We start from the raw sequence: 23,137 nt of genomic DNA, 5'->3' as shown, positions 1-23,137 counted from the left end.
GGCGGGTTCCTCGACTTACAACGGCTTGACGGTGAACAAACCGTCGTCGTGGCCTTCTTCGGAGCCACCGTAGACTTGTTCGGCAACGGTGCGAATCTTGCTGCCGCGGGCTTGCAGAATCTGGTCCATGGCACCGGCAAACCAGCCAGTGAACATGTAGTCGACCTTGCGCCCGACCTTGCCGTACACGTAGACGAAAGCGGAGTGTTCGAGCTTGACGCTGGCGGTGCCTTTGTCGAGGTCGATGTCCTGGATCTTGAACAGGCCCCAGCCGCGTTGCGACAGGCGCTTCATGTAGTGCTCGAACACCGCGACGCCTTCCAGGCCGTGGCATTCAGCTTCTTTTTCACACCAGTGCCAGGCGGACTTGTAGCCGGCCTTGTAGAGAATTTCGGCGTAGGCGTCGGCGCCCAGCACTTCCTCGATGCCCATGTGGTTGTTGACGAAGAAGTGACGCGGCACATACAGCATCGGCAGGGCGTCGGAGGTCCAGACACCGGTTTCGCTGTCGACTTCGATAGGCAATTGCGGGGCGATCTTGGCCATGGAAACTTAACTCCAGAAAAATTTTGGTGTTGCCCCCGGCACGGACGGACGGGGGAAAGAATTCAGAGGTGCGGCGGCTTATTCGCCCCAGACATCTTTCAAGACGTTGACCCAGTTCTCGCCCATGATCTTGCGGACCACGCGCTCGGAATGGCCGCGCTTGAGCAGGGTCTCTGTCAGATTCGGGAACTCGCCAACGGTGCGGATGCCCAGCGGGTTGATGATCTTGCCGAAGCTGGTCAGACGGCGGGCGTAGCCCTTGTCATGGGTCAGGTATTCGAAGAAGTCCTGGCCATGGCCCTGGGTGAAGTCGGTGCCGATGCCGATGGCGTCTTCGCCGACGATGTTCATGGTGTATTCGATGGCTTCGGCGTAGTCGTCGATGGTCGAATCGATGCCCTTGGCGAGGAACGGCGCGAACATGGTCACGCCGACGAAACCGCCGTGGTCGGCGATGAACTTCAGTTCTTCATCGGATTTGTTGCGCGGGTGAATTTTCAGACCCGACGGCAGGCAATGGGAGTAGCAGACCGGTTTCTTCGATTCGAGGATGACTTCTTCGGAGGTTTTCGAACCGACGTGGGACAGGTCGCACATGACCCCGACGCGGTTCATCTCGGCAACGATTTCGCGACCGAAGCCCGACAGGCCGCCATCGCGCTCGTAGCAACCGGTGCCGACCAGGTTCTGGGTGTTGTAGCACATCTGCACGATACCGACGCCGAGCTGCTTGAACACCTCGACATAGCCGATCTGGTCTTCGAAGGCGTGAGCATTCTGGAAACCGAACAGGATGCCGGTCTTGCCCTGCTCCTTGGCTTTACGGATGTCGGCGGTGGTGCGAACCGGAATCACCAGGTCACTGTTCTCGCGGATCAGCTTCTGGCTGGCGGCGATGTTGTTGACGGTGGCCTGAAAGCCCTCCCACACCGACACGGTGCAGTTGGCCGCGGTCAGACCGCCCTTGCGCATGTCTTCAAACAGCTCGCGGTTCCACTTGGCGATAATCAGCCCGTCGATAACGATGCTGTCGGCGTGCAATTCGGCTGGGCTCATCAGGCTGTCCCCTATTAGCGATTCATGCGCCGAATCGTGTGCCGGCGCTTTGGGGCCAGCATATGCCTGAGTACCGGTGCAGCCGGGTGCAAAAACGACAGGGGGTTTGCCGAAAGCGTCAATCTGCGACAAAGGGTCGTCGTTGAACGTCGCAAGCCACCTGTTCAAGGACTTGCGCATGGGCCAGAATTCGCCGCATTACGGAGTTTGGGCCAAAAAAAGGGCTGAGACGCAATGAAATCGATCTTACTGGCAATGGCACTGATAGCGACCGGCGTACAGGCGGCTGAAGAGTCCGACAACAACCCCTGCGATGCGGTCGAAAACGAAGTCCAAACCCTGGAATGCTCGGTCTACAGCCGCACCACCGCCGAAGACCTGCTCAAAGACAACTACAAGAGCCTGACCGAGCGCATGCAAACGCTCTACGGCAAGAACCCGACACAACTGGCCGACATCACCGCCAAAATCAAGGCCGCCCAACAGCAATGGCTGAAGACCCGGGATGCGGATTGCACTGTTGAAGCCTTTCCGGCGACCAGCGGCAGCAAGGCATTCACCATTGCGCAAAATGATTGCGTGGCGCGGATGAGTGATGAGCGGTCGGAGTTTTTGGAGTCGATTGGGCAGGAGTGATTAAGAGCTGAGCTTATTGTTTCTACACCCTGCCAACGCGAGCGGTAAGCTGCACACCATAATTTGGTAAAGGGACTCAAATGAAAATCTGCGGCATCGAAATCAAAGGCAGCGAAGCAATCATCGCCGTGGCCTCCCTAGACGATCAGGTACTAAGCCACGTCGCGCTGAACACCAAGAAAATCGCCCTCGACGATGACGACGAAGCCGCCAACGTCAAAGTCTTTGCCGCTCAGGTCGCATCGTTCGTCCGTGAGAATTCAATCGATCGGATCGCGATCAAGAAGCGCAGCAAGAAAGGCGAATTCGCCGGTGGGCCGACCACGTTCAAGATCGAAGGTGTTTTTCAGTTGCTGGAGAGTTGTGAGGTGATTCTGCTGTCGCCGCAGACGATCAATGCGCAGAACAAGAAGTTTGATTTTGAGCTGCCGGCGACGCTGAACAAGTATCAGCATGAGGCTTACAAAGCCGCCTGTTCGGCACTGATGAAAAAGTAAACGCCACACACCCTGTAGGAGCGAGGCTTGCCCGCGAAGGCGGAGTGTCAAACGACGGTGATTTCGATTGAGGCGGCCTCTTCGCGGGCAAGCCTCGCTCCTACAGGATTCGGTTTTTTCCGTTGGTAGTTTCAGGCCTTTTGGGTTTGTCGGCGGTCTTCCCGCGGACACCGCTCAAACTTCGCCCGATAACTTCGGGTGAAGTACGACGGCGATTCAAACCCGCACGCAATGCTCACTTCCAGCACGCTCATATCGGTCTGCCGCAGCAACTGCCGCGCCTTCTCCAGCCTTAACCGCAGGTAGAAATTGCTCGGCGTGTCGTTCAGGTGCAACCGAAACAACCGCTCCAGCTGCCGCCGCGTCACCTTGATCGACTCCGCCAGCTCCAGCGTGGTCAGCGGCGGTTCGCTGTGCTGTTCCATCTCGCCGATCACGTGAACGAGCTTCTTGTTGCTGATGCCATACCGCGTGGCGACTTCCATGCGCTGGTGGTCTTTGCGCGGGCGGATGCGACCGAGCACGAATTGTTCGCTGACCTGGATCGCCAGTTCCGGGCCGTGGGCCTGGGCGATGAGGTCGAGCATCAGGTCGATGGAGGCGGTGCCGCCGGCGGAGGTGATGCGGCGACGGTCGATCTCGAACAGCTCCTGAGTGACGCTGAGCTGTGGATAAGATTCCTTGAAGGCGTCGATGGCTTCCCAGTGCAGGGTCAGCCGATGCCCATCAAGTAAGCCGGCTTCGGCGAGGACGAAGCTGCCGGTGTCGATGGCGCCGAGGGTCACGCCTTCGTTATCGAGTCGGCGCAGCCAGTGCTCCAGCGCCGGGGTAGCAAATTTCAGCGGTTCAAAACCGGCGACCACCAACAACGTCGCGCCTTTCTTCAGCGGTTCCAGCGCGGCATCGGCGTTGACCGACATGCCGTTACTGGCCAAAACCGCCCCGCCATCCGCACTAAGCACATGCCAGCGATACAACTCACCGCGAAAACGGTTAGCGACCCGCAACGGCTCGATCGCAGAGATGAAACCGATGGCCGAGAAACCCGGCATCAACATGAAGTAGAAATCCTGGGACATGGAGCGCACTCGATTCGCGGGTAGCGTGTGCTGTTGATACGCCACTTGCGAGCGGCATTCAAGTGGACAGGTCGCTGCAGTGCAAGAGCTGGTCGCCGCAGTGCGTTTTCATGGGCGCTTAGCTGCGTAACTTGGCATCACCGGCGCACAAAGACGACCGGACCCACAATAACGAACTGCCGAGGAAACCTGAGATGAAACGACTGATCAGCAGCTGTGTTCTTGCACTCAGCGGTACCGCTTTCCTGAGCGCCAGCGTCATGGCCGCCGAACCTGCATCGTGCCAGAACGTACGCATGGGCGTCGTGAACTGGACCGACGTGATCGCCACCAGCGCCATGACCCAGGTCTTGCTCGATGGCCTCGGCTATAACACCAAACAAACCAGCGCCTCCCAGCAAATCATTTTCGCCGGGATCCGCGACCAGCGCCTGGACCTGTTCCTGGGCTACTGGAACCCGTTGATGACTCAAACCATCACGCCGTTCGTCGATGGCAAGCAGGTCAAAGTGCTTGAGGCGCCCAGCCTGAAAGACGCCCGCGCCACCCTCGCGGTTCCGACTTACCTCGCCGACAAGGGCCTGAAAACCTTCGCCGATATCGCCAAATTCGAGAAAGAGCTGGGCGGCAAGATCTACGGCATCGAGCCAGGGTCGGGCGCCAACACGCAGATCAAAGAGATGATCGCCAAGAACCAGTTCGGTCTCGGCAAATTCCAGCTGGTCGAGTCCAGCGAAGCCGGAATGCTGTCGGCGGTGACCCGGGCGACCAAACGCAACGAAGCCATCGTGTTCTTCGGCTGGGCGCCGCACCCGATGAACGTCAACGTGCAGATGACTTACCTCACCGGCAGCGACGACGCCCTGGGCCCGAACGAAGGCATGGCGACTGTCTGGACCGTCACTTCGCCGACCTACGCCGAGCAATGCCCGAACATCGGCCGCTTGCTGAGCAACCTGACCTACACCGCCGAAGACGAGAGCCGGATGATGCAGCCGCTGCTGGATCACAAGGACGCCTTCGAATCGGCCAAGCAATGGCTGAAAGATCACCCGCAAGACAAGCAGCGCTGGCTGGAAGGTGTGACCACTTTCGATGGCAAACCAGCGGCTGAAAACCTGCAACTCACCAGCAAGTAGCTCTTCAGCAAACAGACCCGAACCGAACCACCGATTCGCAGCCCGACCGGGCTGCGAACGGGACCACCACGCCTGTAAGGAACCACCTCATGAACCACGACGTCATCATCACCTGCGCACTTACCGGTGCTGGCGACACGACCAGCAAAAGCCCACACGTGCCGGTCACCCCAAAACAAATCGCCGCTGCTGCCGTGGAAGCCGCCAAGGCCGGTGCCACTGTGGTCCATTGCCATGTGCGCAACCCCGAAACCGGCAAGTTCAGCCGTGACGTGGCCCTGTACCGCGAAGTCATGGAGCGCATCCGCGAGGCCGACGTCGACATCATCGTCAACCTCACCGCCGGCATGGGCGGCGACCTGGAAATCGGCGCCGGCGAGAACCCGATGGAGTTCGGCCCGAACACCGACCTGGTCGGCCCGCTGACCCGTCTGGCCCACGTCGAAGAACTGCTGCCGGAAATCTGCACCCTCGATTGCGGCACCCTGAACTTCGGCGACGGCGACACCATTTACGTCTCTACCCCGGCGCAGCTGCGTGCAGGCGCCAAACGCATTCAAGAGCTGGGCGTAAAAGCCGAGCTGGAAATTTTCGACACCGGTCACCTGTGGTTCGCCAAACAGATGATCAAGGAAGGCCTGCTCGACGACCCGCTGTTCCAGCTGTGCCTGGGCATCCCGTGGGGCGCACCGGCCGACACCACCACCATGAAAGCCATGGTCGACAACTTGCCGGCCAATGCAGTCTGGGCCGGGTTCGGCATCGGTCGCATGCAAATGCCGATGGCGGCGCAAGCGGTGCTGCTGGGCGGCAACGTGCGGGTCGGCCTGGAAGACAACATCTGGCTGGACAAGGGCGTATTGGCGACCAATGGCCAGCTGGTCGAACGCGCCTCGGAAATCCTCAGCCGCCTCGGCGCCCGGGTTCTGACACCGGCTGAGGGCCGGGCAAAAATGGGCCTGACCAAGCGCGGCTAAGCCCCCACACAAAAACCTGTAGGAGCGAGGCTTGCCCGCGAAGAGGCCGGTACACCCGCCATGGATATAGCGGCAGGAATATCGCCTTCGCGAGCAAGCTTCGCTCCTACAAAGATCACCGAATTCTTTTAGGAAGTTGCCATGACCTTCATTACCGAAATCAAAACCTTCGCCGCCCTGGGCAGCGGTGTCATCGGCAGCGGCTGGGTGTCCCGCGCCCTCGCCCACGGCCTCGATGTTGTGGCCTGGGACCCGGCGCCCGGCGCTGAAGCCGCCCTGCGCAAACGCGTCGCCAATGCCTGGGGCGCACTGGAGAAACAAGGCCTGGCACCCGGTGCATCACAGGATCGGCTGCGCTTTGTCGCAACCATCGAAGAGTGTGTTCGCGACGCCGATTTCATTCAGGAAAGTGCTCCTGAGCGTCTGGACCTGAAACTGGAACTTCACAGCAAAATCAGCGCCGCAGCCAAGCCCAATGCCTTGATCGGCTCCAGCACCTCCGGCCTGTTGCCGAGCGAGTTCTACGAGAGCTCGACCCACCCGGAACGCTGCGTCGTCGGTCACCCGTTCAACCCGGTTTACCTGCTGCCACTGGTGGAAGTGGTCGGTGGCAAGAACACTGCCCCCGAAGCGGTACAAGCGGCCATGAAAGTCTACGAATCCCTAGGCATGCGCCCGCTGCACGTGCGCAAGGAAGTGCCAGGGTTCATCGCCGACCGTTTGCTCGAAGCGCTTTGGCGTGAGGCCCTGCACCTGGTCAACGACGGTGTGGCGACGACCGGTGAAATCGACGATGCGATTCGCTTTGGCGCGGGTCTGCGCTGGTCGTTCATGGGCACGTTTTTGACCTACACCCTGGCGGGCGGCGACGCTGGCATGCGCCATTTCATGGCACAGTTCGGTCCGGCGTTGCAGTTGCCGTGGACGTATCTGCCGGCACCGGAACTGACCGACAAGCTGATTGATGATGTGGTGGACGGCACCAGCGATCAGTTGGGCAAACACAGCATTTCGGCGCTGGAGCGCTATCGTGATGACTGCCTGCTGGCGGTGCTGGAGGCGGTGAAGACCACCAAAGAGAAGCATGGGATGGCGTTCGCCGACTAAGCCCCGCCACCACTTGTAGGAGCGAGGCTTGCCCGCGAAGAGGCCGGTACTTCCGACGGATCTCTTGTGGCAGGAATACCGCCTTCGCGGGCAAGCCTCGCTCCTACAGGTTCTCGTTATCTCAGGAATCGATCGCATGCCTGCTCTTACGACTTACAGCACCAGAATCATCCCCGACTGGGTCGACTACAACGGCCACCTGCGCGACGCGTTTTACCTGCTGATTTTCAGCTACGCCACCGACGCGCTGATGGACCGGCTGGGCATGGACAGCAACAACCGCGAAGCCAGCGGCAATTCGCTGTTCACCCTCGAACTGCACCTCAATTACCTGCATGAAGTGAAGCTCGACGCCGACGTAGAAGTGCACACCCAGATCATCGCTCATGACAGTAAACGCCTGCACCTCTATCACAGCCTGCACCTGGTCGGTGACGACAAAGAGCTGGCGGGCAACGAGCAGATGTTGCTGCACGTCGACCTCGCCGGTCCCCGCTCCGCGCCGTTCAGCGAAGAAACGCTGGGCAAGCTGCAAGCCATCGTTGCGCAACAAACCGACCTGCCCACCCCTGACTACATTGGCCGAGTGATCGCGTTCCCCCCAAAAAAATAACAAGGAGATCGCCATGAACACCGCCGCCGCTTTTGCTGACTTCCGTACTTATCCGTTGATCAGCGCGCTGAGTGGCGTGCAGGCCCTGGCGGATCGCGTTCTTGTGAAATGGGCCGATGACCGTGTCAGCCCCTTCCATCATCAATGGTTGCGTGACAACTGCCCCTGCCCGCAGTGCGTCTACACGGTGACCCGTGAGCAGGTGCTGGAAATCGTCGACGTTGCGCAAGACCTGATGCCCGCAGAGACGAGCGTCGACCCTGAAGGTTGCCTCTGCATCCAGTGGCAGGACGGTCACCTCAGCCGCTTCGATCCGGGCTGGTTGCGGGCCCACGCCTATGACGACGAATCCCGCGCCGAACGCCGCGCCGGCAAGCCAAAAGCCCGGCTGTGGAAAAGCGACTTGTCGCTGCCGGTGTTCGATTATCAAGCGCTGATGGACGACAACGACGCCTTGTTGCAATGGCTGTTGGCGGTGCGCGATATCGGCCTGACGCAAGTGCGCGGTGTGCCCACCGAACCCGGTTCACTGAAACTGATCGCCCAGCGGATTTCCTTCATCCGCGAGAGCAATTTCGGCGTGCTGTTCAACGTGCAATCCAAGGCCAATGCCGACAGCAACGCCTACACCGCTTTCAACCTGCCGTTGCACAGCGATTTGCCGACCCGGGAGTTGCAACCGGGGCTGCAATTTCTGCATTGCCTGGTCAATGACGCCGACGGTGGCGAGAGTATTTTCGTCGACGGTTTTGCCATCGCCCAAGCGCTGCGCGAGGAAGATCCCGAGTCGTTCAAGGCCCTGTGTGAAATCCCCGTGGAGTTTCGCAACAAGGACCGTCACAGCGACTATCGCTGCCTCGCGCCGATCATCGCTCTGGATGCGCTGGGGCAGGTGTCTGAAATTCGCATGGCGAACTTTTTGCGCGGGCCGTTCGATGCGTCGGTGGAGGAGATGCCCCGGCTGTATTGCGCTTATCGACGGTTTATTGCGATGACTCGCGAGGGGCGGTTCAGGCTGATGCAACGGCTCAACCCCGGGGAGCTGTGGTGCTTCGACAATCGCCGCACGCTGCATGCGCGCAATGCGTTTGATCCCGCCAGTGGTGCCCGGCATTTTCAGGGGTGCTATGTCGATCGGGATGAATTGTTGTCGCGGATCCTGGTTTTGCAACGCTAGACCGAGTCATCGTTTTTCGCGGGCAAGCCTCGCTCCTACAGGGTTAGCGTGGCTTCTGTAGGAGCGAGGCTTGCCCGCGAAGGCGTCCGCACAAACTCCCCCTATTCCCCGGATGCACAGGCAAAAAAAACCCCGATCAAGCCGTGACAGGATCGGGGCAGAGGTGGGTACTGTTGAGGAGCCGTTGCGCGAGGGTGACCAAACCTTCGTGAAGCCAGCTGAATCCAGTGTGCCCACTCTCCCCTCTCGCGAGTTAGTCGAAAACGACCTGTTCATAGGTATTGCGGCCATTGCGACAAATCGTCCTTGCCGACGCCAACGGCCCCTACGAGAATCGAACCACGACACCGTTCCCTGAAGAAGGATTGCGTCATGATGCACGCCGATTTGATTGACCAGGAAGACCTGTTGGGCCAGCTGAAATCGTTGGGCTTTCAAGTACCAAGCGGCTCCACCGCCGAGCAGGCTTGCGAGTGCGCGGTGAGAGGATTGAACAACGAACGGGCGACGGTGCTGCGCACCATGGTCAAGCAGATGTACACCAGCAGCGCGACCATCCTGCCGGCAGTGCGTCAGGCTATCGATAAGCAGCTGCTGCCGGCATTGGCTGAATACCAACAAAGCCACCGCGCCTGACACGTCGGCGGTTTGCTAGAGTGATGGCTTCCTGACCACCACGAGCGATCGCCGATGCTCCGAATCCAACACTGCCAGTCCGGCGAACAAGCGGGCTGGCTGCCTTTGCGCCAGACACTCTGGCCTGATGCTTCGGAACAGGAGCATCGGGACGAAATCGCCGAACAGCTGCGTCAGCCGCAACGCTATGTCAACTTCGTCGCTTACGACTCCGGGGAGCAACCCGTCGGCCTGGCCGAAGCCTCATTGCGCCACGATTACGTCAATGGCACCGACAGCTCGCCGGTGGTGTTCCTGGAAGGTATCTACGTAGTGCCGCAGCAACGCCGCCATGGAGTGGCCGCACGCCTGATCGAACACGTGGCGCAATGGGGACGGGAACGCGGTTGCGTGGAAATGGCCTCGGACACTGACGTCGACAACCTGCCGAGCCAGGAGACGCACAAGGCGCTCGGTTTCGAGGAAACCGAGCGCGTCGTGTTTTTCAGGCGCCAGCTCTGATCAGAGCCTTACGCTGGCGAAGGTCGACTCGTTGCGCGCCTGGCTCAATGCCGACAACGGCCCGGACAACGGCGACAGCACCAATGCTTGCGGCAGCGGCATCATCGCCACCTGTTGCGTGGTGTTGGAGCCGACGCGCTCGTCACGCGGCGGAATGCCGAAGTATTCGCGGTAGCACTTGGAGAAGTGCGGCGTGGACACGAAACCGCACACCGACGCCACTTCGATGATCGACATCGGCGTTTGCTTGAGCAACTGCCGGGCACGGATCAGGCGCAGTTTCAGGTAGTAACGCGAAGGCGAGCAGTGCAGGTATTTCTGGAACAACCGCTCGAGTTGCCGACGTGACACGGCGACGTACACCGCCAATTCGTCGAGGTCGATCGGCTCTTCCAGGTTGGCTTCCATCAACGCGACGATTTCCTGCAACTTCGGCTGGTTGGTGCCGAGCATGTGCTTGAGCGGCACACGCTGGTGATCCTGTTCGTTGCGGATGCGCTCGTAGACAAACATCTCCGAAATCGCGGCGGACAGTTCACGCCCGTGATCACGGCTGATCAGGTGCAGCATCATGTCCAGCGGCGCGGTGCCGCCGGAACTGGTGAAACGGTTGCGGTCGAGGGTGAACAGACGAGTGCTCATCGCCACACGCGGGAAAGCTTCCTGCATCGAGGCCAGGCATTCCCAGTGCACGCTGCAATCGAAACCGTCCAGCAGGCCGGCGCACGCCAGGGCCCAGCTGCCGGTGCAGACCGCACCCAGACGCTTGGATTGACGCGCCTGGCTTTGCAGCCATGACACGTGTTCGCGAGTTACCGTGCGCTGAATACCGATACCGCCGCAGACAATGATGGTGTCCATGGAGGGTGCTTTGTGCATGGAGGCGTCGGGGGTGATCTGCAGACCGTCACTGGCCCAGACCTGACCGCCATCGACGGTGAGCGTGGTCCAGCGATACAGCTCGCGACCGGACAATTGGTTGGCCATGCGCAGGGGTTCTACGGCGGAGGCCAGAGAAATAAGCGTGAAATTGTCCAGCAGCAAAAAGCCGATGGATTGAGGCGCACGGTTCTGGGGTTGAGCCCCGGAGTTGAACGTCGTCATCGCGGTATCTCCTCACACAAAGCAGGTGATGGCCTCAGGCGGAGGCTCTTGTTATTGCCATCGTTCTCGCGTGGGAGACGGGCTTTGTAATGACAGAGCAATTGCCATGCCTAAAATTGAATACGCGTTCAATAACTCCTGAAAACGACGTCGCAGCCTGTCTATATAAGCCGCGTCACGAGTAGGGGTTATAAGTGGCATTCACAGGGGCAAGCGCTCTGCCGCGTTGCGTGTGAGCAAATCGGTAGCACTTGTGGGAACAGGCCTGCGACGACTTCGGAAAGAGTGTCACCGCAGGCACAGGAGACGGGCGGTCAGGGCCGGGTTGGATCCCTGACGTGTTGCAATGCGCTTATCTGTAAGCGACGCGCCAAAACGTGGCGCGTTTTGAATTCGGTGTTCACTTAGCGCGCAGTTTTGACTGGTCTGACGTCTTCGCGGGCAAGCCTCGCTCCTACAAGAGCATCGCACGATCCCTGTAGGAGCGAAGCTTGCTCGCGAATGGGATCGACTCGGTCTCAGCACTCAACCGCGCTAACCGCCAACCCGCCCCGCGATGTCTCTTTATATTTGTCATGCATATCCGCCCCGGTATCCCGCATGGTGCGGATCACCCGGTCCAGCGAAATAAAGTGCTGGCCGTCGCCACGCAACGCCATCTGCGCCGCGTTGATCGCTTTCACCGCGGCAATCGCGTTGCGCTCGATGCACGGCACCTGCACCAACCCGCCGACCGGGTCGCAGGTCAGGCCGAGGTTGTGTTCCAGGCCGATTTCCGCCGCGTTGCACAACTGCTCCGGCGTGGCGCCGAGAATCTCCGCCAACCCGGCCGCCGCCATCGCGCAAGCCGATCCGACTTCGCCCTGGCAACCGACTTCCGCGCCGGAGATGGAGGCGTTCTTCTTGCACAGAATCCCCACCGCCGCGGCACCGAGGAAATAGTCGACCACGTTGGCGTCCGTCACCACCTCGCTGAACTTCATGAAGTAGTGCAACACCGCAGGAATGATCCCCGCCGCGCCATTGGTCGGCGCCGTAACCATGCGCCCGCCGGCCGCGTTTTCTTCGTTGACCGCGAGGGCGAACAGGTTCACCCACTCCATCGCACTCAGGGTCGAGCCGATGACGTTGGGCTTGTTCAGTTCCTGCAGGCTGCGGTGCAATTTGGCCGCGCGACGGCGCACATTCAGGCCACCGGGCAGGATGCCTTCGTGCTTGAGGCCTTGCTCGACGCAATCCTGCATGGCCCGCCAGAGTTTCATCAGGCCGGCGCGGATTTCGTCTTCACTGCGCCAGACCTTCTCGTTGGCCATCATCAATTCGGCCACACGCAGGTTGTGCTTCTGGCAGAGGCTGAGCAGCTCGGCGGCGCTGGAGAAATCGTACGGCAACACCGTTCGATCCAGATCCACCACACCGCTGGAGGCTTGTGCTTCGTCGACGACAAAGCCGCCGCCGACGGAATAGTAGGTGTCGCGATGCAACTCGCCGTCATCGCCTTCGGCGACCAGGGTCATGGCGTTCGGATGAAACGGCAGGTTTTCGTCGATCAGGCGCATGTCCCGGGCCCAGATGAACGGCACCGACAAGCGGCCGTCCAGCAACAGGGTGTGGGTTTCGCGCAGGGTTTCAATGCGGATGCCGATTTGCGACGGGTCGATCGCGTCCGGCCATTCGCCCATCAGGCCCATGATCACCGCGTTGTCGCTGCCGTGCCCAATCCCGGTGGCCGACAACGAACCATAAAGCTGGACCTCGACACGCCGCACTTGCTCCAAAAGACCCTGTTCACGCAAACCTTGCACGAACAGCGCCGCGGCGCGCATCGGCCCTACGGTGTGCGAACTGGAAGGGCCGATGCCGATTTTGAACAGGTCGAAAACGCTGATAGCCATTACTGCCGAACTCCTGGATATGCCAACTCCAGACGCAAAAGCGCCCGGTGACGGAGCTGCTACGCTCAAGCTGCAATCCGCCGGTATGGCTGCATCATCAGGCTTTTACCGTGTCGCTCGACGTCCAGTACCGACGCACTCTTGTCCACCAGCGCCGTGTGCGTTTTACGCTGCTTTTTCGCCGTTTTTTTGCGGTTCAGGTGGGCAAACGGGGCTGAAAAAATCTGTAAACGACGTCACCGACACTGGATGCGACCATCCCTGTACTGGATACGACGCACCCTGTAGGCGTCAGATTTTCACTGGTACATGATCGTATCGACTCGATTGCAAGGCGCCGTGGTAGAGCTGTCTCCAAAACGCCATCCAACCGCAACCTATAAGTGCGGTGGTCCAGTCGGAACACTGCCAAAAAAAACACCAAGGAGTCCATCCATGAAAGGTTCCCCGTCGTTGTTGTTGGCCGCCATGCTGAGTCTGCCGTTACTGGCTCAAGCCGCAGAACCCGCTCAGTGCAGTACCGTAAACTTCTCCGATGTCGGCTGGACTGACATTACCGCGACAACCGCCACCACCAGCGTCGTGCTCGATGCCCTGGGCTACAAGACCAAAACCACCATGATTTCCGTGCCGGTGACCTACAAGTCCCTGGCTGACGGCAAGAACATGGACATCTTCCTCGGCAACTGGATGCCGACCATGGAGAACGACATCAAGGCCTACCGCGATGCCGGTACCGTGGATGTCGTGCGCACCAACCTCACCGGCGCCAAGTACACCCTCGCCGTACCGCAAGCGCTGTACGACAAAGGGCTGCATGACTTTGCCGATATCGCCAAATTCAAGAAAGAACTCGACGGCAAGATCTACGGTATCGAGCCGGGCAACGACGGTAACCGCCTGATCCAGACCATGATCGACAAGAACGCCTTCGGTCTCAAAGACGCCGGCTTCAAAGTCGTCGAGTCCAGCGAAGCGGGCATGCTGTCGCAAGTCGACCGCGCCCAGAAACGCGATACCGCCGTGGTTTTCCTCGGCTGGGCACCGCACCCGATGAACAAACGCTTCAAAATCCAATACCTGACCGGTGGCGATGATTTCTTCGGCCCTGACTTCGGTGCCGCCACCGTTGCGACCAACACCCGCAAGGGGTATACCCAAGAGTGCAGCAACGTAGGCCAATTGCTGAAAAACCTCGAATTCACCGTCGACATGGAAAGCTCGCTGATGGGCAACATCCTGGACGACAAGATGAAGCCTGACGCGGCCGCCAAGGCCTGGCTGAAAAAGAATCCACAGGTGCTCGATACCTGGCTCGCTGGCGTGACCACCATTGACGGTAAACCAGGCCTGGAGGCCGTTAAAGCCAAGCTCGCGCAGTAATCGCTTACGCCGGGCGGGCTCGCCCGCCCGGGCTGTTTATTTCCTTGCATGCGGACGTTCACTACCATGCTGATTGATCAGAAAATACCTCTAGGCCAGTACATCGCGGGCTTCGTTGAATGGTTGACGCAACACGGCGCCAACACCTTCGACGCAATCGCTGTGACACTGGAAACGATGATCCACGGCGTGACTTTTGCGCTGACCTGGTTCAACCCGCTGGCATTGATCGGCCTCATCGCGCTACTGGCACACTTCATTCAACGCAAATGGGGCCTGACAGTCTTCGTCATCGCCTCCTTCCTGCTGATCCTCAATCTGGGGTACTGGCAGGAAACCATGGAAACCCTCGCCCAGGTGTTGTTCGCCACCCTGGTCTGCGTGGTCATCGGCGTGCCGCTGGGCATCGTCGCCGCGCACAAACCGATGTTCTACACCCTGATGCGTCCGGTGCTCGATCTGATGCAGACCGTACCGACCTTCGTTTACCTCATTCCTACCCTGACCCTCTTTGGTCTGGGTGTGGTCCCGGGTCTGATCTCCACGGTGGTGTTCGCGATTGCCGCGCCTATCCGCCTGACCTACCTGGGTATTCGCGATGTCCCGGAAGAATTGATGGACGCTGGCAAGGCCTTTGGCTGCTCGCGACGTCAGCTGCTCTCACGGATTGAATTGCCCCACGCCATGCCAAGCATCGCGGCCGGTATCACCCAGTGCATCATGCTGTCGTTGTCGATGGTGGTGATTGCGGCACTGGTGGGCGCCGACGGCCTGGGCAAACCCGTGGTCAACGCACTGAACACTGCTGATATCGCCCTGGGCTTCGAAGCAGGCCTGGCGATCGTATTGCTGGCGATCATGCTCGACCGTATCTGCAAACAACCCGACGCTAAAGTAGGGGGTGACGCATGAGCATTATTCGCTTCGAAGACGTCGACGTGATCTTCACCAAAGATCCGCGCGAAGCCTTGAAACTTCTCGACCAGGGCATGACCCGTAACGAGATCCTGAAAAAGACCGGGCAGATCGTCGGCGTCGAAAAGGCCACCCTGGATATCGAGAAAGGCGAGATCTGCGTGCTGATGGGCCTGTCCGGCTCCGGTAAATCCAGCCTGCTGCGTTGCATCAACGGCCTCAACACCGTGAGCCGCGGCAAGTTGTTCGTCGAGCACGAAGGCAAGCAGATCGACATCGCTTCCTGCACCCCGGCAGAACTGAAAATGATGCGCACCAAGCGCATTGCGATGGTGTTCCAGAAGTTCGCCCTGATGCCATGGCTGACGGTGCGCGAGAACATCAGTTTCGGTCTGGAAATGCAGGGTCGGCCGGAGAAGGAACGCAAAAGACTGGTCGATGAAAAACTTGAGCTGGTGGGCCTGACCCAATGGCGCAACAAGAAACCCAACGAGCTCTCCGGCGGTATGCAACAACGTGTGGGCCTGGCCCGCGCACTGGCGATGGACGCCGACATTCTGCTGATGGACGAACCGTTCTCGGCCCTCGACCCATTGATCCGCCAAGGCCTGCAGGACGAACTGCTGGAGCTGCAAAGCAAGCTGAACAAAACCATCGTCTTCGTGAGCCACGACCTCGATGAAGCACTGAAGCTGGGCAGCCGTATCGCGATCATGAAAGACGGTCGGATCGTCCAGTACAGCAAGCCGGAAGAAATCGTTCTCAACCCGGCGGACGACTATGTGCGGACCTTTGTCGCCCACACCAATCCGCTGAACGTTTTGTGCGGTCGCAGCCTGATGCGCACCCTGGACAACTGCAAGCGCATCAACGGTTCGGTCTGCCTGGATCCGGGTGGCGATTCGTGGCTGGACCTGGCGGAAGGCAACACCATCAAAGGCGCACGCCAGAACGGTGCGAGCCTGGACCTGCAGAACTGGATCCCGGGGCAAGCCGTTGAAGGCCTGGGCCGTCGCCCAACGCTAGTGGACTCCAACATCGGCATGCGCGATGCGCTGCAGATTCGTTATCACACCGGCAACAAACTGGTGCTGCACGACAACAACAAAGTGGTCGGGATTCTCGGCGACAGCGAGCTGTATCACGCACTGCTCGGCAAGAACCTGGGATAAGGCAACACACACAAAAACGCCGCGAGAGGATCGCGGCGTTTTTGTTTGTGGGGTATCGAGGGAGATGTGTATTGCCCCATCGGGCCCCTTCGCGGGCAAGCCTCGCTCCTACGAGGACAGCGTAAACCTGTAGGAGCGAGGCTTGCCCGCGAAGAACACGACGCGGTGCTTCAGACTGAAACACCGCGTCACTTACAACGTATTAGCTATAAACCCGGCCAAGGAGCTGCCGATGGCTTTCAAACTGATCGAGCACGTCACGAGTGATCTGATCCTGAGTGAAGCCCATCAGGTCATAGTCCTGGCTGCCATTGTGCAGGTACACCTCGGCGCGGTAGTAACGGGCGCGAGGTTCATCGGCACTTTCAGCCGACACCGTGTCGCTCGCCGCCGCCAGATAGCCGTCCAGGCTCACTTCGTAGACAAAAGGGTTGCCCTCTTCCATCTCGATGCGCACGCCCATGCAACGCTTGGACTTGCCCAGCAACGTTTGCACGTCCAGACCCTGGGTACGCAATTGCACCGCGGCATCTTCCAGCGCCGGGCTGACTTGCTTGTCCATGAAACGCTGAACGATCGACTGGTTCGGCTGCAGGTCCAACTGAGTCAGACGCTCGCTGAAACCACGACGACCGCGCGCCGCCAACTCCGCTTGCTCCTGTTCGATCTGCACGTCCTGGCGCATGGCCTTGTGCAAGCCGAACATGAAGAACACCAGCACCACCGAGAACGGCAGACCGGCCAGCACCACCATGGTTTGCATGGCTTCGAAGTTACCGGCGAACAGCAGGCCGATGGTCACCAGGGTGATCACGACGGACCAGAAGATTCGCAGCCAGTGCGGCGCATCTTCGTCGACGTTGCCGCCCTTGCACGAAAGGTTGGCCATCATCACCGCGCCGGAATCCGCCGGGGTCAGGAACAGCACGAAACCGACGAAAATCGACACGCCGATTACCACTTTCGACGCCGGGTAATGCTCAAGCAACTGGTAGATCGCCATGGACGGCTGTTCCAGCGCCGTCTTCCCGAGCTCCACCGCCCCGTGGTTCATCACCAGGTCCAGGGCCGAGTTACCGAAGATCGACAACCACGCCAGGGTGAAACCCAACGGAATCAGCAGCACACCAGCCACCAGTTCACGCACGGTACGACCACGGGAAATACGCGCGATGAACATGCCCACGAATGGTGCCCAGGAAATCCACCAGGCCCAGTAGAACAGGGTCCACAGGCCCAACCAGCGGTCGGACTTCTCACTGTCGCCTTCGTACACATAGAGGTCGAAGGTCTTCAGCACCACGCCGTTCAGGTAGTCACCGACGTTCTGCACGAAACCGTTAAGCAGGTGCAAGGTCGGGCCGAACAGCAGCACGAAAATCAGCAAACCGCTGAACAGCACGATGTTGAGGTTGGACAGACGACGGATGCCGTTTTCCACGCCGGACACGGCGGCGATGGTCGCCACGGTGCTCATCACGATGATCACGATCAGCAGGTTGGTGTTGCTGTGTTCCATGCCGAACAGGTTTTCAAGGCCCGACGACACTTGCAGCGAACCAATCCCCAGGTTCGTCACCAGACCCAAAAGGGTCACGAACATGCCGAAGCCGTCCACCGCGTGACCGGCCGCGCCTTTGACCCAACGCTCACCGACCAGCGGATACAGCGCCGAACGCAACGCCAGCGGCTGGTTATGACGGTAGGCAAAGTACGCCACGGCCAGACCGACCAATGCGTAAATCGCCCAGCCATGCAGGCCCCAGTGCAGGAAGGTCAGTTGCACCGCCTGACGTGCGGCCATGTTGCTGGCCGACACGCCTTCCGGCGGGTTGAAGTAGTGATCCAGCGGCTCGGACGCACCGAAGTACAACAGCGAGATGCCGATACCCGAGGAGAACAGCATCCCCGCCCAGGCGCCGTAGCTGAAGTCCGGGGTGTCATCCTTGCTGCCCAGTTTGAGCTTGCCGTAGGACGAAAACGCCAGGCCGACCACGAATACCAGGTAAGCGGCAATCACCACCATGTAATACCAGCCAAAGCTGCGGGACAGCCAGGCCTGGGCGATACCGAGCAATCTGCCAGCCTCTTGCGGGGCGATGATCAGAATGGCGGTCAACAGCAGAATCAGCGCGGTAGAGGTGTAGAACACCCAACCGTTGACCGTCACCTTCTCGGGCGGGGTCTTTATTAGAGAGGCAGAACTCATGGCACAGATGCTCCAGGCAGTGCGAGAGAAGAACACAAGGCAGCGCATTACCCGACCAATCGGTTAGTTGGCAGCCGACCGGCGGGTGATATAAAGACAACCCGAAAAAAGCCCGAAACCCATAAGCACCAGTGCGCAGGGGTTTCGAGCCGTTTTGGACGTCGGTTTATCGCCATTTACACGTAGGAAAAACCTGTAAGCAGCGACGATTTGTCGCAGATCTTATTCTTTGTTGATTGAACGTTCAATCAAAACAAAATAGACTGGCCCTCAATCCGATAGACGTTTTGCGTCTGCCGGAAGGCCTAAGGAGATGTGCAAGATGCCCAAGGTCGGTATGCAACCCATCCGCCGCCAGCAATTGATCGAAGCCACCTTGCTGGCCGTCGATCAGGTCGGAATGGGGGACGCCAGCATTGCGCTGATCGCCCGTTTGGCCGGTGTCTCGAACGGCATCATCAGTCACTATTTTCAGGACAAGAACGGCCTGATCGCTGCCACGGCGCAGTACCTGATGAGTGTCCTCAGCGAGAACGTCACCGCGCGCCGTCAGGCGCTGACAGATGACAGCCCGCGGGCGCATCTGCAGGTGATCATCGAAGGCAACTTCGACGCCAGCCAGGTCAATGGCCCGGCAATGAAAACCTGGCTGGCCTTCTGGGCCACCAGCATGCACCACCCGTCTTTGCACAGGTTGCAGCGGATCAACGATCACCGTCTGTATTCCAACCTGTGCTGCCAGTTCCGCCGCGTATTGCCGCTCGATGACGCGCGCAGTGCAGCCCGGGGCCTGGCAGCGTTGATTGACGGTTTGTGGTTGCGCGGCGCGCTGTCGGGAGATGCTTTCGACACGGAACAGGCGCACCGGATCGCTTACGAATACATGGATTTCCAACTGGCCAAGCAGGTGAGTTAGAGCACACATAAAACGCTCAACCCCTGAACCGCCACTGACCAGCGTGCCAGCGCTACACGGCACGCCCAGTGGTCAACGCCAACCACTTATGCACTTGCGAGGACACTATGGCCCGTTTCGAACTGCAAAAACTCTACATCGATGGCGGTTACTCCGACGCCAGCAGCGACGCCACTTTCGAAGCCATCAACCCGGCTAACGGTGAAGTCCTCGCAAAAGTACAGCGTGCGACCAAGGAAGACGTTGAGCGCGCTGTAGTCAGCGCCGAAAAGGGCCAGAAAATCTGGGCTGCAATGACTGCCATGGAGCGTTCGCGCATCCTGCGTCGCGCCGTTGACATCCTGCGCGAGCGCAACGATGAACTGGCCGCCCTGGAAACCCTGGACACCGGCAAGTCGTTCTCCGAAACCAAGTATGTCGACATCGTTACCGGCGCTGACGTACTGGAATACTACGCAGGCCTGGTACCCGCCATCGAAGGCGAACAGATCCCGCTGCGCACCACTTCGTTCGTTTACACCCGTCGCGAGCCGCTGGGCGTCGTGGCCGGTATCGGCGCGTGGAACTACCCGATCCAGATCGCCCTGTGGAAATCCGCTCCTGCCCTGGCGGCTGGTAACGCGATGATCTTCAAGCCAAGCGAAGTCACTTCCCTGACCACGCTGAAACTGGCCGAGATCTACACCGAGGCAGGCTTGCCAGCCGGCGTGTTCAACGTATTGACCGGCAGCGGCCGTGAAGTCGGCACCTGGTTGACCGAGCACCCGCGCATCGAAAAAATCTCCTTCACCGGCGGCACCGACACCGGCAAGAAAGTCATGGCCAGCGCTTCCGCTTCGTCGTTGAAAGACGTGACCATGGAACTGGGCGGCAAATCCCCGCTGATCATTTTCGACGACGCCGACCTCGATCGCGCCGCCGACACCGCGATGATGGCCAACTTCTACAGCTCCGGCCAGGTCTGCACCAACGGCACTCGCGTGTTCGTACCGAGCCACCTGAAAGCCGCTTTCGAAGCCAAGATCGCTGAGCGCGTTGCACGCATCCGCGTCGGCAATCCGGAAGACGAAAACACCAACTTCGGCCCGCTGGTCAGCTTCGCCCACATGGAAAGCGTGCTGGGCTACATCGCCAAAGGCAAAGAAGAAGGCGCTCGCGTGCTGTGCGGCGGCGGCCGTCTGACCGACGGCGAATTCGCCAAAGGCGCGTTCGTCGCACCGACCGTGTTCACCGATTGCACCGATGAGATGACCATCGTTCGCGAAGAAATCTTCGGCCCGGTGATGGCGATCCTGACCTACGAAACCGAAGAAGAAGTGATCCGTCGTGCCAACGACACCGACTTCGGCCTGGCCGCGGGCGTCGTCACCAAGGACCTGAACCGCGCTCACCGCGTGATTCATCAACTGGAAGCCGGTATCTGCTGGATCAACGCCTGGGGCGAGTCCGACGCGAAGATGCCGGTCGGCGGCTACAAGCAATCCGGTGTGGGTCGTGAAAACGGCATCAGCTCGCTGAACAACTTCACGCGCATCAAATCGGTACAGGTTGAGCTGGGCGATTACGCCTCGGTGTTCTAAGCCCCCGAGTCATGTGTTGCCCGCGAAGATGCCTTCGCGGGCAAGCCTCGCTCCTACAGGATCGAGGTTTGCCGCAGATTTTGCGCTCGACGCAAAACCTGTAGGAGCGAGGCTTGCCCGCGAATCGAGTGCGCAGCACTCGCCCAGGCCTGACCTGACCACTTTCAAAGAGGGTGCATTCAATGTCCCAAGAATTCGATTACATCATCATCGGTGCCGGCTCGGCCGGTAACACCCTGGCGACCCGTCTGACTGAAGACGAAGGCGTCACCGTCCTGCTGCTCGAAGCGGGCGGCCCGGATTACCGCATGGATTTCCGCACGCAAATGCCAGCGGCTTTGGCGTTCCCGCTGCAAGGTCGTCGCTACAACTGGGCGTACGAAACCGATCCAGAGCCACACATGGACGGTCGCCGGATGGAATGCGGTCGCGGCAAGGGCCTGGGCGGTTCTTCGCTGATCAACGGCATGTGCTACATCCGCGGCAACGCGATGGACTACGACGGCTGGGCCAAACTGCCAGGTCTGGAAGACTGGGACTACCTGAACTGCCTGCCGTACTTCCGCAAGGCCGAAACCCGCGACATCGGCCCGAACGACTACCACGGTGGCGAAGGTCCGGTCAGCGTGACCACGCCGAAAGCCGGCAACAACCCGCTGTTCCACGCCATGGTTGAAGCCGGCGTGCAAGCCGGTTACCCGCGCACCGAAGACCTGAACGGTTACCAGCAAGAAGGCTTCGGCCCGATGGACCGCACCGTGACGCCTAAAGGCCGTCGCTCCAGCACCGCTCGCGGCTACCTGGACACTGCTAAAAAGCGTTCGACCCTGACCATCGTCACTCACGCCCTGACCGACAAGATCCTGTTCGAAGGCAAGCGTGCCGTCGGCGTGCGTTACCTGATCGGCGCCGCTGAAGAGCGCGTTGAAGTCCGCGCCCGCAAAGAAGTGCTGCTGTGCTCCGGCGCCATCGCTTCGCCGCAGATTCTGCAACGCTCCGGCGTCGGCCCGGCCGAACTGCTGAACAAGCTCGACATCCCGGTGGTCCACGACCTGCCAGGCGTCGGCGAAAACCTGCAGGATCACCTCGAGCTGTACCTGCAATACGCCTGCACCCAGCCAGTTTCGCTGTACCCGTCGCTGCTCTTGCACAACCAACCGGCCATCGGTGCCGAGTGGCTGTTCAACGGCACCGGCATCGGCGCCAGCAACCAGTTCGAAGCCGGCGGTTTTATCCGCACCCGTCCGGAATTCGAATGGCCGAACATCCAGTACCACTTCCTGCCGGTCGCGATTAACTACAACGGCAGCAACGGTGTGAAAGAGCACGGCTTCCAGGCGCATATGGGTTCCATGCGTTCGCCGAGCCGTGGTCGCATCCAGGCCAAGTCCAAGGATCCGCGCGAGTACCCGAGCATCCTGTTCAACTACATGGCCACCGAGCAGGACTGGCAGGAATTCCGTGACGGCATCCGCCTGACCCGTGAAATCATGCAACAGCCTGCACTGGACGCTTTCCGTGGCCGCGAAATCAGCCCGGGCATTGAAGTGCAAACCGATGAGCAGCTCGACAAGTTCATCCGCGAACACGCCGAAACCGCGTTCCACCCGTCCTGCTCGTGCAAGATGGGCACCGACGAGATGGCTGTGGTCGATGGCGAAGGCCGTGTGCACGGCATGCAAGGTCTGCGTGTGGTCGATGCCTCGATCATGCCGATCATCACCACCGGCAACCTGAACGCGCCGACGATCATGATCGCCGAGAAAATCGCCGACAAGATCCGTGGTCGCAAGCCATTGCCGCGCAGCACTGCCAGCTACTTCGTGGCCGGTGATGCACCGGTGAAAGGCAAGCCGCTGCGTGATGTGAGCGCGACAGCACGCTGATAGCCGCTCTGCAAAACCGAAAACCGCCACCTCTTCGGAGGCTGGCGGTTTTTTATTGCCTTGAATAAGCCACTCACCCTATCCAGCCGGCAACAAAACCCGCAACACTTATA

21 protein-coding genes are annotated in these 23,137 nt (G+C 59.9%); 15 read left to right on the top strand and 6 right to left on the bottom strand.

Translation table 11 applies throughout. The features are described from left to right. Positions 1–15: 15 nt before the first annotated feature. Positions 16–546 carry a DUF5943 domain-containing protein gene (locus ACYZUC_RS22520; protein ID WP_008033249.1) on the bottom strand — a complete coding sequence of 177 codons (531 nt, stop codon included), beginning with the start codon at positions 544–546 and terminating at the stop codon, positions 16–18. A gap of 78 nt (positions 547–624) precedes the next feature. Further along, positions 625–1,602: a dipeptidase gene (locus tag ACYZUC_RS22515; protein WP_008033250.1), complete on the bottom strand. Its 978-nt coding sequence runs from the start codon at positions 1,600–1,602 to the stop codon at positions 625–627. A gap of 234 nt (positions 1,603–1,836) precedes the next feature. Between ACYZUC_RS22515 and ACYZUC_RS22510 the strand changes: the two genes are divergently transcribed. Together ACYZUC_RS22510 and ACYZUC_RS22505 are read left to right on the top strand one after the other, a co-directional pair. After that, complete coding sequence (locus tag ACYZUC_RS22510; protein WP_461990474.1) at positions 1,837–2,238, top strand: lysozyme inhibitor LprI family protein; 402 nt, start codon at positions 1,837–1,839, stop codon at positions 2,236–2,238. 80 nt (positions 2,239–2,318) lie between these two features. Then, positions 2,319–2,735 carry a DUF3010 family protein gene (locus ACYZUC_RS22505; protein ID WP_223554228.1) on the top strand — a complete coding sequence of 139 codons (417 nt, stop codon included), beginning with the start codon at positions 2,319–2,321 and terminating at the stop codon, positions 2,733–2,735. Positions 2,736–2,866: 131 nt separating this feature from the next. Here the strand turns inward: ACYZUC_RS22505 and ACYZUC_RS22500 are convergent, their stop codons facing one another. Further along, positions 2,867–3,814 (bottom strand): GlxA family transcriptional regulator, encoded by a 948-nt coding sequence (locus tag ACYZUC_RS22500; RefSeq protein ID WP_008033255.1) that lies wholly within the window; start codon positions 3,812–3,814, stop codon positions 2,867–2,869. A gap of 194 nt (positions 3,815–4,008) precedes the next feature. Here ACYZUC_RS22500 and ACYZUC_RS22495 point away from each other — a divergent pair, with 194 nt between their 5' ends. The 7 genes from ACYZUC_RS22495 to aac(6') all read left to right on the top strand — a co-directional run bounded on the left by ACYZUC_RS22495 (position 4,009) and on the right by aac(6') (position 9,964). Next, positions 4,009–4,953, top strand: a complete 945-nt coding sequence (locus tag ACYZUC_RS22495; RefSeq protein ID WP_461990471.1) for a choline ABC transporter substrate-binding protein — start codon at positions 4,009–4,011, stop codon at positions 4,951–4,953. A gap of 89 nt (positions 4,954–5,042) precedes the next feature. Beyond that, the gene (locus ACYZUC_RS22490) at positions 5,043–5,930 is read left to right on the top strand and encodes a 3-dehydrocarnitine:acetyl-CoA trimethylamine transferase CdhC (RefSeq protein ID WP_140674841.1); all 888 of its coding nucleotides are present in this window, start codon (positions 5,043–5,045) and stop codon (positions 5,928–5,930) included. Between the two features lie 141 nt (positions 5,931–6,071). Continuing rightward, positions 6,072–7,037 (top strand): L-carnitine dehydrogenase, encoded by a 966-nt coding sequence (locus ACYZUC_RS22485; RefSeq protein ID WP_008033260.1) that lies wholly within the window; start codon positions 6,072–6,074, stop codon positions 7,035–7,037. A gap of 136 nt (positions 7,038–7,173) precedes the next feature. Further along, on the top strand, positions 7,174–7,650 hold the full coding sequence (locus ACYZUC_RS22480; protein ID WP_461990468.1) for a thioesterase family protein: 477 nt from the start codon (positions 7,174–7,176) through the stop codon (positions 7,648–7,650). A gap of 13 nt (positions 7,651–7,663) precedes the next feature. After that, complete coding sequence (locus tag ACYZUC_RS22475; protein WP_461990466.1) at positions 7,664–8,827, top strand: gamma-butyrobetaine dioxygenase; 1,164 nt, start codon at positions 7,664–7,666, stop codon at positions 8,825–8,827. A gap of 372 nt (positions 8,828–9,199) precedes the next feature. Further along, positions 9,200–9,463 (top strand): hypothetical protein, encoded by a 264-nt coding sequence (locus ACYZUC_RS22470; protein WP_461990465.1) that lies wholly within the window; start codon positions 9,200–9,202, stop codon positions 9,461–9,463. Positions 9,464–9,517: 54 nt separating this feature from the next. Beyond that, positions 9,518–9,964, top strand: coding sequence for an aminoglycoside 6'-N-acetyltransferase (gene aac(6') / locus ACYZUC_RS22465; RefSeq protein ID WP_461990463.1), 447 nt, complete (start codon positions 9,518–9,520; stop codon positions 9,962–9,964). Here aac(6') and gbdR read toward each other — a convergent pair whose 3' ends face one another. Together gbdR and ACYZUC_RS22455 are read right to left on the bottom strand one after the other, a co-directional pair. Then, entirely contained in the window at positions 9,965–11,068 is a 1,104-nt protein-coding gene (gbdR, locus tag ACYZUC_RS22460) for a choline metabolism transcriptional regulator GbdR (RefSeq protein ID WP_008033265.1), read from the bottom strand. It lies immediately after the preceding gene. A gap of 518 nt (positions 11,069–11,586) precedes the next feature. After that, a complete protein-coding gene (locus ACYZUC_RS22455) occupies positions 11,587–12,963 on the bottom strand; it encodes an L-serine ammonia-lyase (protein WP_008033266.1) in 1,377 nt (458 codons plus the stop codon). 435 nt (positions 12,964–13,398) lie between these two features. Between ACYZUC_RS22455 and ACYZUC_RS22450 the strand changes: the two genes are divergently transcribed. From ACYZUC_RS22450 to choV, 3 genes are all read left to right on the top strand, one after another. Next, positions 13,399–14,346 carry a choline ABC transporter substrate-binding protein gene (locus ACYZUC_RS22450; RefSeq protein WP_157713598.1) on the top strand — a complete coding sequence of 316 codons (948 nt, stop codon included), beginning with the start codon at positions 13,399–13,401 and terminating at the stop codon, positions 14,344–14,346. 66 nt (positions 14,347–14,412) lie between these two features. Continuing rightward, positions 14,413–15,258, top strand: coding sequence for a choline ABC transporter permease subunit (gene choW / locus ACYZUC_RS22445; protein WP_027926639.1), 846 nt, complete (start codon positions 14,413–14,415; stop codon positions 15,256–15,258). Further along, a complete protein-coding gene (gene choV / locus ACYZUC_RS22440) occupies positions 15,255–16,433 on the top strand; it encodes a choline ABC transporter ATP-binding protein (RefSeq protein ID WP_223452605.1) in 1,179 nt (392 codons plus the stop codon). The genes choW and choV overlap by 4 nt, the downstream gene beginning before the upstream one ends. A 202-nt stretch (positions 16,434–16,635) precedes the next feature. Here the strand turns inward: choV and ACYZUC_RS22435 are convergent, their stop codons facing one another. Beyond that, positions 16,636–18,585 carry a BCCT family transporter gene (locus tag ACYZUC_RS22435; RefSeq protein ID WP_461996746.1) on the bottom strand — a complete coding sequence of 650 codons (1,950 nt, stop codon included), beginning with the start codon at positions 18,583–18,585 and terminating at the stop codon, positions 16,636–16,638. Positions 18,586–18,964: 379 nt separating this feature from the next. On the opposite strand from ACYZUC_RS22435, the gene betI reads away from it, so the two are divergent. From betI to betA, 3 genes are all read left to right on the top strand, one after another. Beyond that, entirely contained in the window at positions 18,965–19,558 is a 594-nt protein-coding gene (gene betI / locus ACYZUC_RS22430) for a transcriptional regulator BetI (protein ID WP_461990459.1), read from the top strand. A gap of 107 nt (positions 19,559–19,665) precedes the next feature. Next, a complete protein-coding gene (gene betB / locus ACYZUC_RS22425) occupies positions 19,666–21,138 on the top strand; it encodes a betaine-aldehyde dehydrogenase (RefSeq protein WP_008033273.1) in 1,473 nt (490 codons plus the stop codon). Positions 21,139–21,320: 182 nt separating this feature from the next. Beyond that, positions 21,321–23,024 (top strand): choline dehydrogenase, encoded by a 1,704-nt coding sequence (gene betA, locus ACYZUC_RS22420; RefSeq protein ID WP_461990457.1) that lies wholly within the window; start codon positions 21,321–21,323, stop codon positions 23,022–23,024. Positions 23,025–23,137: the final 113 nt, after the last annotated feature.

Source organism: Pseudomonas sp. GT1P32, from assembly GCF_054897805.1.
Note: the sequence above shows the minus strand (reverse complement) of the source record. Positions and strands in the feature narration are given on the sequence as shown.

What these genes read in the sequence shown, in the direction of transcription:
- ACYZUC_RS22520 (WP_008033249.1), bottom strand. Translation starts at nt 546, where the DNA reads ATGGCCAAGATCGCCCCGCAATTGCCTATCGAAGTCGACAGCGAAACC.
- ACYZUC_RS22515 (WP_008033250.1), bottom strand. Translation starts at nt 1,602, where the DNA reads ATGAGCCCAGCCGAATTGCACGCCGACAGCATCGTTATCGACGGGCTG.
- ACYZUC_RS22510 (WP_461990474.1), top strand. Translation starts at nt 1,837, where the DNA reads ATGAAATCGATCTTACTGGCAATGGCACTGATAGCGACCGGCGTACAG.
- ACYZUC_RS22505 (WP_223554228.1), top strand. Translation starts at nt 2,319, where the DNA reads ATGAAAATCTGCGGCATCGAAATCAAAGGCAGCGAAGCAATCATCGCC.
- ACYZUC_RS22500 (WP_008033255.1), bottom strand. Translation starts at nt 3,814, where the DNA reads ATGTCCCAGGATTTCTACTTCATGTTGATGCCGGGTTTCTCGGCCATC.
- ACYZUC_RS22495 (WP_461990471.1), top strand. Translation starts at nt 4,009, where the DNA reads ATGAAACGACTGATCAGCAGCTGTGTTCTTGCACTCAGCGGTACCGCT.
- ACYZUC_RS22490 (WP_140674841.1), top strand. Translation starts at nt 5,043, where the DNA reads ATGAACCACGACGTCATCATCACCTGCGCACTTACCGGTGCTGGCGAC.
- ACYZUC_RS22485 (WP_008033260.1), top strand. Translation starts at nt 6,072, where the DNA reads ATGACCTTCATTACCGAAATCAAAACCTTCGCCGCCCTGGGCAGCGGT.
- ACYZUC_RS22480 (WP_461990468.1), top strand. Translation starts at nt 7,174, where the DNA reads ATGCCTGCTCTTACGACTTACAGCACCAGAATCATCCCCGACTGGGTC.
- ACYZUC_RS22475 (WP_461990466.1), top strand. Translation starts at nt 7,664, where the DNA reads ATGAACACCGCCGCCGCTTTTGCTGACTTCCGTACTTATCCGTTGATC.
- ACYZUC_RS22470 (WP_461990465.1), top strand. Translation starts at nt 9,200, where the DNA reads ATGATGCACGCCGATTTGATTGACCAGGAAGACCTGTTGGGCCAGCTG.
- gbdR (WP_008033265.1), bottom strand. Translation starts at nt 11,068, where the DNA reads ATGACGACGTTCAACTCCGGGGCTCAACCCCAGAACCGTGCGCCTCAA.
- ACYZUC_RS22455 (WP_008033266.1), bottom strand. Translation starts at nt 12,963, where the DNA reads ATGGCTATCAGCGTTTTCGACCTGTTCAAAATCGGCATCGGCCCTTCC.
- ACYZUC_RS22450 (WP_157713598.1), top strand. Translation starts at nt 13,399, where the DNA reads ATGAAAGGTTCCCCGTCGTTGTTGTTGGCCGCCATGCTGAGTCTGCCG.
- choW (WP_027926639.1), top strand. Translation starts at nt 14,413, where the DNA reads ATGCTGATTGATCAGAAAATACCTCTAGGCCAGTACATCGCGGGCTTC.
- choV (WP_223452605.1), top strand. Translation starts at nt 15,255, where the DNA reads ATGAGCATTATTCGCTTCGAAGACGTCGACGTGATCTTCACCAAAGAT.
- betI (WP_461990459.1), top strand. Translation starts at nt 18,965, where the DNA reads ATGCCCAAGGTCGGTATGCAACCCATCCGCCGCCAGCAATTGATCGAA.
- betB (WP_008033273.1), top strand. Translation starts at nt 19,666, where the DNA reads ATGGCCCGTTTCGAACTGCAAAAACTCTACATCGATGGCGGTTACTCC.
- betA (WP_461990457.1), top strand. Translation starts at nt 21,321, where the DNA reads ATGTCCCAAGAATTCGATTACATCATCATCGGTGCCGGCTCGGCCGGT.